Origin of the sequence: Escherichia sp. MOD1-EC6021, from assembly GCF_002965245.1 — a bacterium.
In the GTDB taxonomy this organism is placed as follows: domain Bacteria; phylum Pseudomonadota; class Gammaproteobacteria; order Enterobacterales; family Enterobacteriaceae; genus Escherichia; species Escherichia coli_F.
This window is the reverse complement of the sequence record NZ_PTRU01000001.1, coordinates 222,738-240,757: the sequence shown is the minus strand read 5'-3', so window position 1 is coordinate 240,757 and position 18,020 is coordinate 222,738. Positions and strand designations below refer to the sequence as shown.

Below are 18,020 nucleotides of genomic sequence, written 5' to 3'. Positions count from 1 at the left end.
AACAGGTTATGGTAACTCATCGTCAGCGCTACCGTGAAAAAGTCTCCCAGATGGTCAGTTGGGGGCACTGGTTTGCACTGTTCAATATTCTGCTTTCGCTCGTCATTGGCAGCCGTTACCTGTTTATCGCCGACTGGCCGACAACGCTTGCTGGTCGTATTTATTCCTACGTAAGCATTATCGGCCATTTCAGCTTCCTGGTGTTTGCCACCTACTTGCTGATCCTCTTCCCGCTGACTTTTATCGTCGGCTCCCAGAGGCTGATGAGGTTTTTGTCCGTCATTTTAGCAACGGCGGGAATGACGCTATTACTGATCGATAGCGAAGTCTTTACTCGTTTCCATCTCCATCTTAATCCCATCGTCTGGCAGTTGGTTATCAACCCAGACGAAAATGAGATGGCGCGCGACTGGCAGCTGATGTTCATTAGCGTGCCGGTTATTTTATTGCTTGAACTGGTGTTTGCGACGTGGAGCTGGCAAAAGCTACGCAGCCTGACGCGTCGTCGGCGCTTCGCGCGCCCGCTGGCCGCATTCTTATTTATCGCTTTTATTGCCTCGCATGTGGTGTATATCTGGGCCGATGCCAACTTCTATCGCCCGATCACCATGCAGCGCGCTAACCTGCCGCTTTCGTACCCGATGACGGCACGACGTTTTCTTGAGAAGCATGGTTTGCTTGATGCGCAGGAGTATCAACGCCGTCTTATTGAGCAAGGCAATCCAGACGCCGTTTCCGTTCAGTATCCGTTAAGCGAACTGCGCTATCGCGATATGGGCACCGGGCAGAATGTGCTGTTGATTACTGTCGATGGCCTGAACTACTCACGCTTCGAGAAGCAGATGCCTGCGCTGGCAGGTTTTGCTGAGCAAAATATTTCGTTCACACGTCATATGAGTTCCGGCAACACCACAGACAACGGCATCTTTGGCCTGTTCTATGGCATCTCGCCAAGCTATATGGACGGCATTCTTTCGACCCGTACGCCTGCGGCGTTAATTACTGCGCTTAATCAGCAAGGCTATCAGCTGGGGTTATTCTCGTCAGATGGCTTTACCAGCCCGCTGTATCGCCAGGCATTGTTGTCAGATTTCTCGATGCCGAGCGTACGTACCCAATCCGACGAGCAGACCGCCACGCAGTGGATCAACTGGCTGGGCCGCTACGCACAAGAAGATAACCGCTGGTTCTCGTGGGTCTCTTTCAATGGCACTAACATTGACGACAGCAATCAGCAGGCATTTGCACGGAAATATAGCCGGGCGGCAGGCAATGTCGATGACCAGATCAACCGCGTGCTCAATGCACTGCGTGATTCTGGCAAACTGGACAATACGGTGGTGATTATCACTGCCGGCCGGGGTATTCCGCTGAGCGAAGAGGAAGAAACCTTTGACTGGTCCCACGGTCATCTGCAGGTACCATTAGTGATTCACTGGCCAGGCACGCCGGCGCAGCGTATTAATGCGCTGACTGATCATACCGATCTGATGACGACGCTGATGCAACGCCTGCTACATGTCAGCACACCTGCCAGCGAATATTCGCAAGGTCAGGATTTGTTCAACCCTCAACGCCGTCATTACTGGGTTACCGCCGCGGATAACGATACGCTGGCAATTACCACCCCGAAAAAGACGCTGGTGCTGAACAATAACGGTAAATACCGTACTTACAACTTACGTGGTGAAAGAGTGAAAGATGAAAAACCACAGTTAAGTTTGTTATTACAAGTACTGACAGACGAGAAGCGTTTTATCGCTAACTGATTAATTATAAATCAGTTAGCGAAATATCTTACTTGCATTCGTTGTGGAAAACGGTAGTATTAGCAGCCACGAGTCGGCACGTAGCGCAGCCTGGTAGCGCACCGTCATGGGGTGTCGGGGGTCGGAGGTTCAAATCCTCTCGTGCCGACCAAAAATCCCAAGAAAACCAACCTATTGCGGTTGGTTTTTTTATATCTGCGATTAATTTGATAAACAGACCGCGACACATTACGGCCTGTTTATTTTCTGTTATCAGAACGTCCAGACCACACCCGCCTGGGTATTCCACGGTGATTCTACCCCCGCGCCATTGCCATAGCTGACTGACAAATGACCGCTTAACGTCGGGGTAAACGATGACCTTATCCCAGCCTGATAAACGCCACGGGTTCCAGCCACGTCATTATTAAATTTGCCGTCGTCATTAACTTTCACCTGGTTAGAATCGGCGTATTCCTGACGCACGGCGGCTTTCAGCCAGGGTTCCAGCGTCGTACCGTTTTGCAGGTCCATGTGATAGCTTACCGCCGTTCCCGCTTCAGCGCGTAATATGCGGGTATTTCCCACATCCGCGCGCATGCCGTTTGATAACGTGTAGTCCTGACCATCTGTGCTAAAGCCGGTAAAGGCGAGATAGGGTCTAACACTCCACAATCCGTCAACCCAACGGACCCCGCTCTCGACATGAGCACCCGCGCCGTTACTATTGTAATCGCCAAACGCTATTGCCCCATTACTCATCTTGCCATGGATGGTGTTGGCAAAACGGTCAACTTTCACCACCCCGTCAACATAGGTACCGTTTTGATGCTCCCAACCGGCATAAGCACCCAGAGTATAGCTATCGATATTACCTTTACCGCCGCGATCAAAACCAATATCAGAATGAGAGTAACCAAAGAATAAGCCACGAATTGTGCTGCTTTCTTCACGGGAGAAACGGCTATCGATACCGAGCGTCAGCCCCGTCAATGTTTGCTCAAAGCCAGCTCCCGCATCAGTGGTCACGTTGTTGCGGGTGTTAATTGCCGAACTCCACATCGCCGTATCGTAATTAACGCCTTTTACGCTACCAAGACGCTCACGCACGGTGTCCAGTTCTGCATCAAATACCAGCGGTTGTGCTGCCGCCATATTCAGCACATCAGTGGTTGAAGGGGTAATTTGCGCGCGATTCTCTGCCAGACTCCAGCTATGGTTGCCATTATCCAGCAAGGTATATTCATACGTACCGATATCAACAACGCCTCCGGCATTGCCCAACGTAAATGCAGCATCACCGCCGCCCGTTGTTACCAGTGTAAGGCTATCTCCTGCTGCCGGGCTGGCACCGGTGTCCGTAACGAAGATTTTGAAATTACCTGTTGCCTGATCGGTGACGTTAAGCTGATCGCTCTGGTGATTGGCCATATCGGTGCGCATATAAAAATTGCCGTTTCCCGACAGGGTATTAGTGGTCAACGTAGTGAAATTTTCCGCACTTGCCGTCACGGTTGAGCGAGTTGCTGGCTCAGCCATCATAACGACAGTTCCGTCTGACATCACCAGGTTTGCTAAATTGAGACGGGTGTTTTGGTTTATATTATTGATATCGGCAATAATAGCCCAAAAACTCTCTTCGATAGAAACATCTGCTTTACTGGTATCCACTGCGCCATGCGTTCTTAAAGATGCACCATCAGAAACCACCACGTCACCTAATAATGTAGCCGGTGTATAAAAATTTAATTCCAGCGCCATTGCATCAATAATGCCCTCATTTCCTCTGACTGTTACGTTAACCATTGTGCCAGTCCAGACATTAGCGCGACCATTATCGATAACCATATTTTCAGATATAGCATTTGAGGAATATTTTATGCTTCCATTCTGCACTGACCGACCAAGATCATAAACTGCATGTGCCTGCACTCTCGTACCAGTATCTCTTCCCAACGATTGCATGGTTGCATGCTCATCAAGGATAGTGTCAATTGCCTGAGTGCCCTCCATAACAATTAGCCCGGAACCGTCATCTAGTTCATAATTTTTAGACACGCCATCTTTTATGCTAAATTGGCCTTTACTGTTTGTACCACTCACTTCCAGCGCATTCGTTGAAACAATTAATTTTCCGCCTGCTTTTTTATCAACGCCAGTTGCAGTCCCGCCATCCATAACCTCCAGTAAACCGCCGTTATCCACAGTAGTATTATAAGCGAAGTCATTTTCTTCAACTCGCAAACTTCCGCCGTTTTCCAACAACATATTATTAGCAATACCATCCTTGATATCGAACTGACCGAGACGGTTTGTTCCGAATACCTCCATGGCCCGCGTGGTTGTTTTGATTGCACCGCCTGCTTTTTGATCTACCGCAAATGCCAATCCGCCATCTTTAATCTCCAGTAGTCCTCCCTTTTCGATAACGGCGAAGATGGCAATGCCTTCGGTTTCAACGATTAAGCGCCCGCCTTTAATCGTGGGATCATTCGCTGCGCCATAAACCTGTAACACACCATTATTGAGGGTAGTTTGGTTTGCTGCACCACCCAATTGAACAATTTGATAACCATCATTTAATACTGAGTATTCTGCTGAGCCATATGCTTCAATGTACTGATACCCTCCGTTGATTTCAGCATTATTACTTACACCACATTCTTTTATATGCTGTTCTCCGCTGGGAGTGATTTTCGTATTATTTGCGGTCCCATAAACCAGCTGGATATCTTTTTCCAGGACAACACCATCAACAGTCGTTCCATACTCAACAGTTGATGCCAATGCTATGGGAGAATATAACGCTGTAGCCACCAGAACAGATATTGCGGAACGACAAAGAGAAACAGAACCAGAGTGATGCATTAATCTTTCATCCTATGAAATTAATTGCTGTAAAAGCATTGGGTACTGAAAATACCCATAGCGCCATACCCGGAGTCAGTTTTTAAAAACTGTTTAAAGAAATGCACATGTATTGTGATTGATTTTTTAGTTGTTTTTCTTGATGGGAAGTTGATGCAAAATTCCATATTTATAATGAAAATGATGCGAGGGTGAACTACTGAGCTGTACTTTTCACTACATGTCCATACATAAAATGGGGTAACATTCACGCGCCTGGTAGCGTTTCCAACGCTACGCTCAAACATAATGATTCTAATAAAACCTCAGGAGACTACTATGCCTGAAGCAACGCCTTTTCAGGTGATGATTGTGGATGATCATCCACTTATGCGACGCGGTGTTCGTCAGTTACTGGAACTTGATCCTGGCTTTGAAGTGGTCGCCGAAGCGGGCGACGGCGCAAGTGCTATCGATCTGGCGAATAGACTGGATATCGACGTGATCTTGCTGGATCTCAATATGAAAGGTATGAGTGGCCTGGATACCCTCAATGCCTTGCGCAGGGATGGCGTTACCGCGCAAATTATTATCCTGACCGTATCAGATGCCTCCAGCGATGTCTTTGCGCTGATAGACGCAGGCGCAGACGGTTATCTGTTGAAAGACAGCGACCCGGAAGTGTTGCTGGAAGCGATTCGTGCCGGAGCGAAAGGCAGCAAAGTCTTTAGCGAACGCGTCAATCAGTACTTACGTGAACGTGAAATGTTTGGCGCGGAAGAAGATCCCTTCAGCGTGCTGACGGAGCGCGAGCTGGATGTTCTGCACGAGCTGGCACAGGGACTGTCAAATAAACAGATTGCCTCGGTGTTGAATATTTCCGAGCAGACAGTAAAAGTACACATTCGCAATCTGCTGCGTAAACTCAATGTCCGCTCACGCGTGGCGGCCACCATTCTGTTCCTGCAACAACGTGGGGCACAATAAAAAAATAGCCCGATGGATTTACCCTCGGGCTGATATTGATGACAAACGCAAAACTGCCTGATGCGCTACGCTTATCAGGCCTACGCGGATCGAGCAATGTATTGAGTTCGCACGATTTTGTAGGCTGAATAAGGCGTTTACGCCGCATCTGGCATAAACAAAGCGCACTTTGCCATCAGTCTGGCCCGATGGCATCACCATCGGGCTTGTTCTTATTTACTCTCCTGTGGTGATAAGTGTTGCATCGCCTGCGCGATACTACGTTCAATCACCGCACGGCGAGTATCGTTGGCAGGTAAGAGTTTCAACATCATCTCCCACGCGGCAACGGCTTCGCCAAATCGCTGCTGCTCAAAGGCATTAAATGCATACATGCTTAACACACGGATATTGCTATGGTCCGTTCTTACCAACTGGCGTAGCAGTTCACCACCGAGGCGGTTGTCGTTGGGATCAGATGAACGTGTCAACGCTTCAGCGTATCCCAGTGCAGCATCGCTGTTCTTCGGATCGAGGCGATACGCAGTGGCGTATGCATCGGTGGCAATACTGGCGTTACCCAGCGCCATGCCAACGCGGCCCAACATAATCCAGCCTTCTATATCTCCCGGATTTTTTTGCAGTTGAGTACGCATCCCCAGCGCAAGGCGGGACATCTCTTCTTCGTTGAGCGGCTCAGCTTTCGGATCCAGCGCCCTGTCCAATAACGCCGGCGCCTGAGCCGTGGCCTGCTGCCAAATTTTCACCTGCTGATAATTGCCGGTCTGGTAGTAGCTGACGCCAGCCACAATTAATGCCACCACAATACCCGGCAGATAAACAACATATCCGGCACGCTTACCTTCCGGCACGCTTTGTTCAGGAAACGCTTCCGGCACCACGCGTACCCGACGCCGCGAACGGGCGTAAATGACCCAACCGCCAATGCCAATAGCCACTACCGGAAGCACCCACAGCAGAACGGTCAGCGGCGTTAACGGCGGGTCGTAAGTGACGAAGTTGCCGTAACGCGCCACCATATAATCGACAATCTCTTTCTTACTTTTACCTTCCTGCATCAGTTCGTACACTTTCTGGCGCAGGTCGGTGGCAATCATCGAGTTGGAATCAGCAATGCTGTTGTTCTGGCATTTCGGGCAGCGCAGTTCTTCAGTAAGCTGACGAAACTGTTGTTCCTGTGCTTCATCTTTAAACTGCAACACGTCGATGGTCGCCAGCGCTGAGCCGGAGATCATCAGCATCAGCACGCCCAATAAAAACCTCATTGTGCGGCCTCCTTACTGTATTTCTCCCACAACGGCTTGATCTCTTCTTCCCAGACGCGGGGATTGAGATCACCCGCATGGCGATAGCGAATGATGCCGTTGCCGTCGATGAGGAACGTTTCTGGCGCACCATAGACACCGAGATCCAGCCCTAACATGCCGTCACCATCAAACAGGCTTAACGCGTAAGGATTGCCCAACTCTTTCAGCCAGCTGATCGCTTTCTGGCGATCGTCTTTATAGTTCATGCCGACTACTCGGATGCCCTGCGCAGAAAGCTGATTCAGATATTGATGTTCCGCGCGGCAGGTCGGACACCAGGTCGCCCAGACGTTAAGCAGCACTGGTTTGCCCTGAGTCAGCACATCCGCCTGATAAAACTGCCCCGGGTTGTCCAGTGATTCGAGGCGAAACTTCGGCACCGGCTTGCCAATGAGCGCCGATTCCAGATTGGTCGGATCATCCCCTTCGGCATTACGTGCCAGCTGCCACAGCAACGCCGCAGCAATCGCCAGGAAGATAATCAAAGGAATTAACAATACTTTGCGCTTCATACAGCCTCCGGCGCAGTTTTTTGCGGACTTACGCGCTTACGATAGCGAGGATCAAACAGGCACAGCAGCCCGCCCAACCCCATCATCAGCCCGCCCGCCCAAATCCAGCGAACAAACGGTTTGTAGTAAAGACGCACAGCCCACGCGCCGTTTTCCAACTCTTCACCGAGCGCTGCGTACAGGTCACGCGTGATCCCACCATCAATCGCTGCTTCGGTCATCATCGACCCGGCTGTGTTGTAATAACGTTTTTCCGCATACAGCACCGTTTCCGGTTTACCCTCTCGCGTTACGCCGATAGTCGCCACACCGCCACGCCAGTTCGGACCAGTCACTTCTTTGACATCACGGAAGGTGAAGCGATATTCATGAATATCGACGCTATCACCGGACTTCATGCGCACATCACGCTCAACGCTATAGTTCTGGCTAAAGGCAATACCAACAATTGTTACCGCCAGCCCCAGGTGAGCCGCCACCATGCCCCAATAACTAAAGGTGGTTTTCGTGCCGCGTGAAATACGCAGCGCAGCTTCCGCAATCGCCAGCACTGCAATCCAGCAGGCCATTGCAAGGCCGAGCACCGTCATCGCCACAACTTTGCTTTCGAACAGCCACGGCAACAGCAGAGACAGCACCAGCGTAGAGATGAAGGCGATAATCAATAAATTGCGGATTTTACGTGGGCGATCGCGCCCCCAGCGCACCAGAGGACCGACACCCAGCAGTAGCGCAAACGGCACCATCAGCCAGGTAAACATGGTGTTGAAGAACGGTTCGCCAATCGAAATGCTGCCCAGTCCCAGTTGCTTGTGCACCAGCGGCAGCAGCGTCCCCAGCAATACCACCAGCATTGCGGCGACCAGCAAAACGTTGTTCGCTAACAGCAGAGATTCCCGCGACCACAGCGCATTGTTTACGCGTGAGCGAACTTTGTGTCCACGCGCGGCAAACAGCAGCAGCGAACCGCCAATCACCAGCACCATAAAAGCGAGGATAAACATACCGCGCGCCGGATCAGACGCAAACGCGTGTACCGATACCAGCACGCCGGAACGCACAAGGAAAGTCCCCAGCAGACACAGCGAGAAGGCACTGATTGCCAGCAGTAATGTCCACGCTTTGAAGCTGGCACGCTGTTCAGTGACCGCCAGCGAGTGCATCAGCGCAGTACCCACCAGCCACGGCATAAATGAGGCGTTTTCTACCGGATCCCAGAACCACCAGCCGCCCCAGCCGAGTTCGTAATAGGCCCATGCGGAACCGAGCACAATGCCGAGCGTCAGGAAGATCCACGCCGCCAGCGTCCACGGACGGGTAAAGCGTGCGTAAGTGCTGTCCAGACGCCCACTCAGCAAAGAAGCAATGGCAAAAGCAAACGCCACCGAGAAACCGACGTACCCCATATAGAGCAGAGGCGGATGGAAGATCAGCCCTGGATCCTGCAACAGCGGGTTAAGATCGCGCCCTTCAATCGGGAAGTTCGGCAACGTGCGTGAGAACGGGTTAGAGGTAAAGAGAATGAACAGCAAAAAGCCGACACTGACCATCCCCATTATCGCCAGTACACGGGCCACAATATCCAGCGGAATACGCTGACTAAAAATCGCCACCGCAAATGTCCAGCCGCTCATCAGCAGCACCCACAGCAGTAGCGAGCCTTCATGCGCACCCCAGGTTGCCGCTACGCGATACCACACCGGAAGCTGGGTATTGGAGTTGCTGGCAACATAGGTGACAGTAAAGTCATTCACCACGAAAGCATTGACCAGCACCAGAAATGCGCCAGCCACAGACATAAATAGCAGCCATGCAAACAAGCGCGAAGAAGCCATCATGCGCGCATCCCCGCGCGCCACGCCCCATAGCGGATACACGGACAGCAACAGCGCAATTCCTAGCGCCAGGCACAGCAGTCCGTTACCAATTTCTGGCATCATGATGCTGGGTCCTTATAAACACTCGCCGGGCGACGGTGATTAGCTTCCATCGCTTTCTCGACTTCTGGCGGCGTGTAGTTTTCATCGTGTTTCGCCAGTACTTCTTTCGCGAGGATATGATTACCTTTTTCCAGTTCGCCCTGCACCACTACGCCCTGCCCTTCACGGAACAGATCCGGCAAAATGCCTTCGTAAGAGACATCTACTGAACCTTCAGCGTCGTAAATGGTGAACGTTACTTTCAGCGAATTGGGATCGCGCTGCACACTACCCGGCATCACCATCCCGCCAACGCGCAGACGCTGACCGACTTCCGGCATCTGTTGAGTTTCACGCTTGCCGTAGAGAATTTCCCCCGGCGTATAAAAAAGATCGATATTCGAGCGCAGCGCATACAACACCAGGCCGATAGTCAGTGCCAGCCCCGCCAGCACGGCACAGGCAATCCACAAGCGGTTTTTACGGCGAATATTCATGCAGCCTCCTGCTGTTGCGCAGCACGTAAACGCGCCTCACGCGCCCGCTGTTGCGCCACGCCACGCAGAATTGCGCGATGCTGCATCACCGAATGCACGACCAAAGCCACCAGCGGAATAACGGTCATCACCACCGCCAGCCAGACAAAAAAGGCGTAACCGCCCATTGCGAAAAATTCATTCCAGGAAGCAAATGCAGGGGTCATTTACGGCCTCTTTTCAGTATCAGTTCACTCACCCACGGACGGCGTTTTTCCATCAGCAAAATCAAATTACGCATCCGCATCAGCGTCAGCGTGGCAGACAGCAGCAGGAAACCAAAAATCGACCAGCGCAGCGGCGAACGCATCGCCGGATCGATACTTTGCTGCATCCGCGTTGATCCCTGATGCAGGGTGTTCCACCACTCCACGGAGTAATGAATAATCGGCAGGTTCACCACGCCAATCAGCACCAGGATACCTGCCGCACGGCCCGCCAGACGACGGTCGTCGAAGGCGTGCCACAGGGCAATGACACCAACATACAGAAACAGCAGCACCAGTTCAGAAGTCAGACGTGCATCCCATACCCACCAGGTGCCCCACATCGGTTTTCCCCATGCAGAGCCGGTAACCAGGGCAATAAAGGTAAACACGGCACCAATCGGGGCCATCGCCGCCACCGCCAGGTTGGCCATTTTCATCTGCCAGACCAGGCCAATAAACGCTGCCACCGCCATTGATGCATAAATGCCCATCGACCAGATCGCCGCAGGCACATGCAGGTAGATAATGCGGTAGCTATTTCCCTGCTGATAATCAGCCGGAGCAAAGCCGAATCCCCAGATCCAGCCGACGGTAAGCACGACCACACTGGCAATTGCCAGCCACGGTATAAACCAGCCACAGATTTGATACAGCCGTGGTGGGATCGCCAGTTGATGCAGTGTTTTCCACATAGTTTCGATACCAGACTCGAACAAAAATCAGTAATCCAGCGTTATTGAATGCTGATTCGTAACGCTGCCGCCGTCGCAAAAGGACTTAATGTCGCGGTGCCTGCCAGCAACGCGCCTAAAATTGCCAGATACCCATCAACGGGCAAATGCATAGAAGCCGCGTCCATCGCGGCGGTGGCAAAGATGAGTAATGGGATAGTCAGCGGTAACACCAGTATGCTGAGCAGCACACCACCGCGCTTAAGTCCCACTGTCAGCGCCACGCCCGGCGCACCAAGAAAGCCAAGCGTAGGGGTTCCCAGCAGTAGCGTTAACGCCATCACTTGCCAGCCATAAACATCCATTCCCAGTAGCATTGCTACCAGGGGCGAAAGGATGAGTAACGGCAGACCGGTTACCATCCAGTGTGCCATCACCTTCGCCAGCACAACGGCGGGCAAGGGTAACGGCAACAACATCAATTGTTCAAGACTGCCGTCCTGCAAATCGTCACGGAACAGTCGCTCGAGTGCCAGCAAGGATGAAAGCAGCGCGGCAACCCAGATAATGCCCGGCGCAATACGCGCCAGCAGTTGCGGCTCCGGACCGATACTGAGCGGAAAAAGGGTAATAACAATCAGGAAGAACCACAGCGGGTTGGCGATTTCGGCGCTATGACGAAACGCTACGCGCAGCTCAAGACGGAAAATTCGCCAGAACATTATTCGTCCCTCGTTTTCGTCAGTGAAATGCGGCGGATTTTACTTTCAGCAACGTTGAGCGGCTGGTGGGTAGTCAGAATCACAATCCCCCCCTGCTCTGTATGCTGCGCCATACGCTGGGTCAGACGATCGACGCCGTTAACGTCAATCGCGGTAAAAGGTTCGTCGAGTATCCACAACGTGGCACGGGTCAACCACAGACGTGCTAAAGCGACGCGGCGTTGCTGCCCGGCAGAAAGTTGATTTACCGGAATATCTTCGAATCCGGCAAGCCCGGCCTGCGCCAGGGCTTCCAGACATTGTGCGGTATCGCCATCGCGATGATAAAAGTGCAGATTTTCTAACGCCGTCAGCCGGGTTTTGATCCCCGGCTGATGGCCTATCCATAACAGGTTTTGATGGTAGCTGTCGCGTACCTGATGCAAGGGCTGCCCTTGCCAGAGAACCTCGCCTGCGTCAGGGCGAGACAACCCCGTCAGCAAACGGAGAAGCGTTGTCTTCCCCGCGCCGTTGCTACCGGTGATTTGTACCCACTCGCCTGCGTTCAGCGTAAATGACAAGCCACTAAATAAGGTTCGTTCATCCCGCTCGCAAAGTAACTCTCTGGCTTCAAGCATACCCACGCAATAACCCTGTTAAAAACCTGGCTCGACTTCGCGCATATCGGGCAGCTTGTGCGCTATCCCTTTATGGCAATCAATACAGGTTTGCCCATCTTTCACCGCCTGGTCGTGCATCTTAGCGGCAACTGATTTCTGGGCGGTTGTATCCATATACTCGAAGTTGTGACAGTTACGACACTCCTGCGAGTTATTGTCCTTCATGCGCCGCCACTCATTCTGTGCCATCGTCAGGCGATGAGCTTCAAATTTCTGCGGCGTGTCAATAACGCCAAAAATTTTACCATACAGCTCTTTACTTGCTTTGAGCTTGCGTATCATCTTCGGCACAAACTCGTGTGGAACGTGACAATCCGGACAGGTCGCACGGACGCCGCTACGGTTGTTGTAGTGCACAGAATCCATGTATTCCTGATACACCGTGTTACGCATTTCGTGGCAGCTAATGCAAAACTCTTCAGTGTTAGCTTTTTCCATCCCGGTGTTAAAGCCGCCCCAGAAGACGATACCGCCAACAAAGCCGATCAACAGCAGCGTCCCCAGTGCCAGACGGCTGGGGGTACGCCACCATTTCCACAGGCGCTTAATCAGACCAGGCTTAAGGTCAGAATTTCCCATAATAACCTCTTATTTCCCGTAACCTTTTGACGGGGTAAAGGTATTCCCCACGATTGGCGCGGTATCAGCCTGCGGCACGTGGCATTGCAGACAGAAGTAACGACGTGGAGCCACTTCCGCGCCCACTTTGCCGTCGCTGTCCATAAAGTGAGTCGGACTGATGCGCGGTGCGCCAGTGGTGCGATAGCTTTCGACACCGTGGCACTGCAAGCAGCGGTTGGTATTGGTCGTTACCTGATAACCTTCAACGCTATGCGGGATCATTGGCGGCTGATTCACATAGTTCAGCGGCATCCGATCCTGCTCTTTTGGCATCCGAATGGCCCCTTCCTGCGTCCCGGATACTTCCGGCGACTGGCTAAAATCGACGCCATTAGCCGCCCAAACCGCGCCGCTCACCACCAGGGCCAGCATCGCCGTCCATTGACACAGCGCTTTCTTCAGGTCATGGCTTTTCATGATTTCGCTCCCGAACTCCATCGTGTAGTTATTGTAAAAACATCCTCAGAACAGACATCCACGCAGCGACCGCACGTCATGCAATCGCGGCTGGTGACCTGCACCGGGCTTTGTTCATCCAGCACCGGGGCACGTAGCACATGCGGTTCCGGGCAAACATGAAAACAATCCATACAGCGGTTACATTTCTGCCGATCGGTGGCCGCAACGGTAATCACACCTTTACTACCCAGCACGCCATACAGTGCACCAACCGGACAAATGTGCCCGCACCAGCCGTGTTCAACGACCAGTAGATCAAATAAAAACAGCGCGAGAATAAGCAGCGCGCCGCTGCCGAAGCCCATTACCAGGCTGCGCCCCATCAGGGAAACGGGGTTGATCCATTCCCAGATGAGCGTGCCGGTTAAGGCCGAACCCACCAGAATGATCACCAACAGCACGTAGCGAATGTGGCGAGGGATCGTCGCAGACTGATTGAGGTCAAATCGTCTGCGTAACCAATTTGCTAAGTCGGTAATCGGGTTCAGCGGGCAGACCCAGCTGCAAAATAATCGCTTTCCTGCCAGTGCGTAGAGCACGGTGATAATCACCGCACCAGTCAGCGCTACCGTGGCAGGCAGATGACCGCTGGCAAGGCTTTGCAGCGTCATCAGCGGATCGGTCAGCGGAACGGTGTCGAATAACAGGCTACTGCTGTAGTTGCCGTGCAAGATCCACACACCAAACCACGGACCGCTCAAAAACATCCCCAGCACGAAGAACTGACAAAGGCGACGTAACACTAACCAACGGTGACTGCGCCACCAGCCTTTTTTCTCCAGCGCCTCGCGCCCGGCGTCACGTTTACGATTTGCCATTGTTCCCCTCCAGCCAGCCGAAGCGGTAATGGTGACCTAACTCCCCTTTCGCCAGTGACAGCGGTAACACCTTGATTGCGGGTTGTTCCAGCACGCACACTTTTTCGCACTTACCGCAGCCGGTACAGGCGTCGCTGTGAACCGTCGGCAGAAAACGAGCGTGCTTACCGGTACGCGTGTTACGCTCCAGCTCCAGGGTGATTGCCTCATCAATTTTCGGGCATTCGCGATAGCAAACATCGCAGCGCAGCCCCTGAAAGTTGAGGCAGTTCTCCTGATCCACCAGCACCGCCAGCCCCATCCGCGCGTCGTCGATCGATTCGATCTCTCGATCCAGCGCACCGCTCGGGCACACTTTGGCGCACGGAATGTCCTCACACATTTCGCAAGGAATATCCCGCGCGACAAAGTACGGCGTACCTGCCGACAGGCCAGAGGCCAGTGTCGCCAGTTTTAAGGTGTCGTAAGGGCAAGCCTGAACACACTGACCGCAACGTACGCAGGCACTGGCAAAGGCGTTCTCGTTTATGGCTCCGGGCGGGCGCAACCGCACGCCAGATGCACGTGCGGTTTGCTGTTGTAACCCCAGCGCCACACCCACGGCAGCCAGCCCGCCAGCTGTGCGAACGACATCGCGCAGAAAGCGGCGGCGACCATTTTGAGGTTTCGCTGACCGGGACATAATGGCTTACACCTTCTCCAGTTTGACCGCACACTTCTTGAAGTCCGTCTCTTTCGAGAGCGGATCGGTCGCATCCAGCGTCAGTTTGTTAACCAGCTGTGCGGCGTCGAAGAACGGCATATACACCAGGCCCTGCGGCGGACGGTTACGACCGCGCGTTTCAACAATCGAGATGACTTCGCCACGGCGAGAAACCACTTTCACTTTGTCGCCACGACGCAGATCGCGCGCTTTCGCATCCAGCGGATGAATAAACAGGACCGCTTCCGGGAAGGCACGGTGCAGTTCCGGTACACGGCGAGTCATACTGCCGGTGTGCCAGTGCTCCAGGACACGCCCGGTAGAGAGCCACAGATCGTACTCTTCATCCGGTGCTTCCGCCGCCGGTTCGAACGGCAGTGCGAAGATCACCGCTTTGCCATCCGGTTTACCGTAGAACTTGTAGCCTTCGCCCGCTTTCACGTATGGGTCGTTACCTTCGCTATAACGCCACTGCGTTTCTTTACCGTTCACCACCGGCCAGCGCAGACCGCGCGCTTTGTGGTAGTCATCGAACGGCGCGAGATCGTGACCGTGACCGCGACCAAACCATGCATACTCTTCGAACAGCCCTTTTTGCAGATAGAAGCCCAGCTCGCGGGATTCATCGTTCAACTGATCTTCTGCCAGTTCGGATACCGGGAATTTGCTCACTTCCGGGGTGGCATACAGAACCTCATACAGCGTTTTGCCACGCAGTTCCGGTTTCTTCGCCAGCAACTCTTCCGGCCACACTTCTTCAGTTTTGAAGCGGCGGGAGAACTGAACTAACTGCCAGAGATCCGATTTCGCTTCGCCCGGTGCCTGTACCTGCTGACGCCAAAATTGAGTACGGCGTTCGGCGTTACCGTAAGCACCCTCTTTTTCTACCCACATTGCGGTCGGCAGGATCAAGTCGGCTGCCAGCGCACTAACTGTCGGATACGGATCGGAAACGATGATAAAGTTGCGCGGATCGCGCCAGCCCGGCATACGCTCTTCATTAATGTTCGGCCCGGCTTGCATGTTGTTGGTACACATGGTCCAGTAAACATTCAGTTTGCCGTCTTTCAGCGCACGGTCCTGTGCCACCGCGTGCAGGCCGATTTTCGCCGGAATGGTGCCGCTCGGGATATTCCACTTCTTCTCGCAGATATCACGGTGTTTCTCATTGGTCACCACCATGTCCGCAGGCAGACGGTGAGCAAAGGTGCCCACTTCTCGCGCAGTACCACACGCGGAAGGCTGCCCGGTCAGGGAGAACGGACCGCAACCCGGCTGAGAAATTTTGCCAGTCAGCAGGTGCAGGTTGTAGACCAGGTTGTTGGCCCACACACCACGGGTATGCTGGTTGAAGCCCATCGTCCAGTAGGAGATGACTTTCTTGTTCGGATCGGCATACAGCTGCGCCAGTTGTTCTAACTGGTCTTTCGGCACGCCGGTCATTTCGGCGGTTTTTTCCAGCGTATATTCAGCAACGAAGGCTTTGTAATCTTCAAAGCTCATCGGTTCGGAGGCGTCAGAACCCGGATTCTTCGCTGCTTTTTCCAGCGGATGGGTCGGACGTAAACCGTAGCCGATGTCCGTCGCCCCTTTGCGCAGGTTAACGTGTTTGCTAAAGAAGTCCTGATTTATCGCGTTGTTTTGAATGATATAGTTGGCGATGTAGTTCAGGATCACCAGGTCAGACTGTGGCGTAAAGATGATGCCGTTATCCGCCAGCTCGAAGCTACGATGCTGGTAGGTAGAAAGCACCGCCACGGTGACGTTCTGGTTAGAGAGACGACGGTTGGTGATGCGCGACCAGAGAATCGGGTGCATCTCCGCCATGTTAGCGCCCCACAGCACAAACGCGTCAGCCTGTTCGATGTCGTCATAGCAGCCCATCGGCTCATCCATACCAAAGGTACGCATAAAGCCAACTACCGCCGACGCCATACAGTGACGCGCGTTCGGGTCGATGTTGTTCGAACGGAAGCCCGCTTTGAACAGCTTGGACGCGGCATAACCTTCCCAGATAGTCCACTGACCAGAACCGAACATACCGATCGATTCCGGCCCTTTTTCTTTCAGGGCAGTTTTGAATTTTTCTTCCATCACATCGAAGGCTTGATCCCAGGTGATTGGGGTGAACTCGCCTTCTTTGTCATATTTACCGTTTTTCATACGCAGAAGCGGCTGCGTCAAACGGTCTTTACCGTACATGATTTTGGGCAGGAAATAGCCCTTAATGCAGTTCAGACCACGGTTAACCGGTGCGTCCGGGTCGCCCTGACAGGCCACCACACGCCCCTGCTGCGTTCCGACCAGAACGCCACAACCAGTACCGCAGAAACGGCATGGTGCTTTATCCCATTTAATGGCTTCCTGCTGACCAACAACGGCGCGGGCAACGCCCGGCACGCTGAGACCGGCAGCCGCCGCAGCGGCCGCAACGGCGTTAGCTTTCATAAAGCTACGACGACTGAGTTTCATGGTGTTTCCTCACCTTGCTCTTCCTGCTGGTGATAAACCAGCGACACCGCCAGCACGCCCTCTACGTTGCGTACTGACTCAATGGTTTGGATCAGCGTTTCGCTGTCTTCTGCTTCCACCACCACAATCAACTGACCGCTCGGCGCGTCGCTGACAGCGACTTCACAGCCGGGAAAGGCGTTCAGTTGGGTGCTGATGTCTGAAATTCGTTCGCTTTTGGCCTGCACGACCAGGCTGCAAACTTGCCAGTTAGTGTGCATGGAGATACTCCGCAGTTATGGCTGATACCGGACAGCTGGCTGCACATGCACCACATCCGTTGCAAAGTTGGCTATTAAGTTGCGGCTGGTAGATCCCGGAGAGCGTCGGGCGAAAGATAATTGCCATTGGCTCACAGCTATCCTGACAGCGGCGGCATTCAACTGACTGATATGCCAGGCACGCGTCCCCAATGGTGAACTGCAAATCCCAGGCCCTGGTGTGGCGCGGAGAAAATAGCGATTCGGGGCAAGCTTGCGCGCAGGCATAACAGAAGCTGCACTCGTTATTTTTGAAATTAACGCTCGGATAGCCCCCCGCGCCGCGTTGCAGAATGTTGTTTTCACAAGCATTAATACAGGCGTCACAGCGGGTGCAATGGGTCAGAAAATGAGATTCATCACCGGACCAGGGCGGACGGATACCGTTACTGGCTTTGCGCCAGTGACCAGTGAGTATGCCCCGACGGGATGCATCAATCTTCACATTGACCTTCCATCATTAATACGCTCTGAAAATTGAGAGCGACCAAATAAACCGCATAATTAATAAGCCATTTTTATAGCCGCTAA

General features: G+C 53.0%; 18 protein-coding genes and 1 tRNA gene. 3 read left to right on the top strand and 16 right to left on the bottom strand.

All coding sequences use genetic code 11. From position 1 onward, the window contains the following. The first annotated feature begins 8 nt into the window (after positions 1-8). Together yejM and BEB54_RS01215 are read left to right on the top strand one after the other, a co-directional pair. Positions 9-1,769: an LPS biosynthesis-modulating metalloenzyme YejM gene (gene yejM / locus BEB54_RS01220; RefSeq protein WP_000256203.1), complete on the top strand. Its 1,761-nt coding sequence runs from the start codon at positions 9-11 to the stop codon at positions 1,767-1,769. 74 nt (positions 1,770-1,843) lie between these two features. Then, positions 1,844-1,920: transfer RNA gene (locus tag BEB54_RS01215), tRNA-Pro, on the top strand. Positions 1,921-2,021: 101 nt separating this feature from the next. Here BEB54_RS01215 and yejO read toward each other — a convergent pair. Further along, entirely contained in the window at positions 2,022-4,616 is a 2,595-nt protein-coding gene (gene yejO, locus BEB54_RS01210; RefSeq protein WP_123059724.1) for an autotransporter YejO, read from the bottom strand. A gap of 318 nt (positions 4,617-4,934) precedes the next feature. Here yejO and narP point away from each other — a divergent pair, with 318 nt between their 5' ends. Next, entirely contained in the window at positions 4,935-5,582 is a 648-nt protein-coding gene (gene narP, locus BEB54_RS01200) for a nitrate/nitrite response regulator protein NarP (RefSeq protein WP_001113637.1), read from the top strand. A gap of 212 nt (positions 5,583-5,794) precedes the next feature. Here the strand turns inward: narP and ccmH are convergent, their stop codons facing one another. From ccmH to napF, 15 genes are read right to left on the bottom strand one after another with little or no spacing between them, the layout of a single operon-like run. Then, positions 5,795-6,847, bottom strand: a complete 1,053-nt coding sequence (gene ccmH / locus BEB54_RS01195) for a cytochrome c-type biogenesis thiol:disulfide oxidoreductase CcmH (protein WP_032184637.1) — start codon at positions 6,845-6,847, stop codon at positions 5,795-5,797. Next, on the bottom strand, positions 6,844-7,401 hold the full coding sequence (dsbE, locus tag BEB54_RS01190) for a thiol:disulfide interchange protein DsbE (protein ID WP_000824439.1): 558 nt from the start codon (positions 7,399-7,401) through the stop codon (positions 6,844-6,846). The genes ccmH and dsbE overlap by 4 nt, the downstream gene beginning before the upstream one ends. After that, on the bottom strand, positions 7,398-9,341 hold the full coding sequence (gene ccmF / locus BEB54_RS01185; RefSeq protein WP_105276856.1) for a cytochrome c-type biogenesis heme lyase CcmF: 1,944 nt from the start codon (positions 9,339-9,341) through the stop codon (positions 7,398-7,400). The genes dsbE and ccmF overlap by 4 nt, the downstream gene beginning before the upstream one ends. Beyond that, positions 9,338-9,817, bottom strand: a complete 480-nt coding sequence (ccmE, locus tag BEB54_RS01180; RefSeq protein WP_001026418.1) for a cytochrome c maturation protein CcmE — start codon at positions 9,815-9,817, stop codon at positions 9,338-9,340. Before ccmE ends, ccmF begins: the two co-directional genes overlap by 4 nt. After that, positions 9,814-10,023: a heme exporter protein CcmD gene (ccmD, locus tag BEB54_RS01175; RefSeq protein ID WP_032184639.1), complete on the bottom strand. Its 210-nt coding sequence runs from the start codon at positions 10,021-10,023 to the stop codon at positions 9,814-9,816. Before ccmD ends, ccmE begins: the two co-directional genes overlap by 4 nt. Continuing rightward, positions 10,020-10,757 carry a heme exporter protein CcmC gene (gene ccmC / locus BEB54_RS01170; protein ID WP_001295447.1) on the bottom strand — a complete coding sequence of 246 codons (738 nt, stop codon included), beginning with the start codon at positions 10,755-10,757 and terminating at the stop codon, positions 10,020-10,022. The genes ccmD and ccmC overlap by 4 nt, the downstream gene beginning before the upstream one ends. A gap of 41 nt (positions 10,758-10,798) precedes the next feature. Then, positions 10,799-11,461, bottom strand: coding sequence for a heme exporter protein CcmB (ccmB, locus tag BEB54_RS01165; RefSeq protein ID WP_000971730.1), 663 nt, complete (start codon positions 11,459-11,461; stop codon positions 10,799-10,801). After that, positions 11,458-12,081, bottom strand: coding sequence for a cytochrome c biogenesis heme-transporting ATPase CcmA (gene ccmA, locus BEB54_RS01160; protein ID WP_105276855.1), 624 nt, complete (start codon positions 12,079-12,081; stop codon positions 11,458-11,460). Before ccmA ends, ccmB begins: the two co-directional genes overlap by 4 nt. A 12-nt stretch (positions 12,082-12,093) precedes the next feature. Further along, positions 12,094-12,696 carry a cytochrome c-type protein NapC gene (napC, locus tag BEB54_RS01155; protein ID WP_096967504.1) on the bottom strand — a complete coding sequence of 201 codons (603 nt, stop codon included), beginning with the start codon at positions 12,694-12,696 and terminating at the stop codon, positions 12,094-12,096. A gap of 9 nt (positions 12,697-12,705) precedes the next feature. Beyond that, entirely contained in the window at positions 12,706-13,155 is a 450-nt protein-coding gene (gene napB / locus BEB54_RS01150; protein ID WP_000835174.1) for a nitrate reductase cytochrome c-type subunit, read from the bottom strand. Next, complete coding sequence (gene napH, locus BEB54_RS01145) at positions 13,152-14,015, bottom strand: quinol dehydrogenase ferredoxin subunit NapH (protein ID WP_000013499.1); 864 nt, start codon at positions 14,013-14,015, stop codon at positions 13,152-13,154. Before napH ends, napB begins: the two co-directional genes overlap by 4 nt. Beyond that, the gene (gene napG, locus BEB54_RS01140) at positions 14,002-14,697 is read right to left on the bottom strand and encodes a ferredoxin-type protein NapG (protein WP_000091291.1); all 696 of its coding nucleotides are present in this window, start codon (positions 14,695-14,697) and stop codon (positions 14,002-14,004) included. Before napG ends, napH begins: the two co-directional genes overlap by 14 nt. Positions 14,698-14,703: 6 nt before the next feature. After that, entirely contained in the window at positions 14,704-17,190 is a 2,487-nt protein-coding gene (gene napA, locus BEB54_RS01135) for a periplasmic nitrate reductase subunit alpha (RefSeq protein ID WP_000778067.1), read from the bottom strand. Then, a complete protein-coding gene (gene napD, locus BEB54_RS01130; RefSeq protein WP_000557378.1) occupies positions 17,187-17,450 on the bottom strand; it encodes a chaperone NapD in 264 nt (87 codons plus the stop codon). Before napD ends, napA begins: the two co-directional genes overlap by 4 nt. After that, positions 17,440-17,934 (bottom strand): ferredoxin-type protein NapF, encoded by a 495-nt coding sequence (napF, locus tag BEB54_RS01125; protein ID WP_105276854.1) that lies wholly within the window; start codon positions 17,932-17,934, stop codon positions 17,440-17,442. Before napF ends, napD begins: the two co-directional genes overlap by 11 nt. Positions 17,935-18,020: the final 86 nt, after the last annotated feature.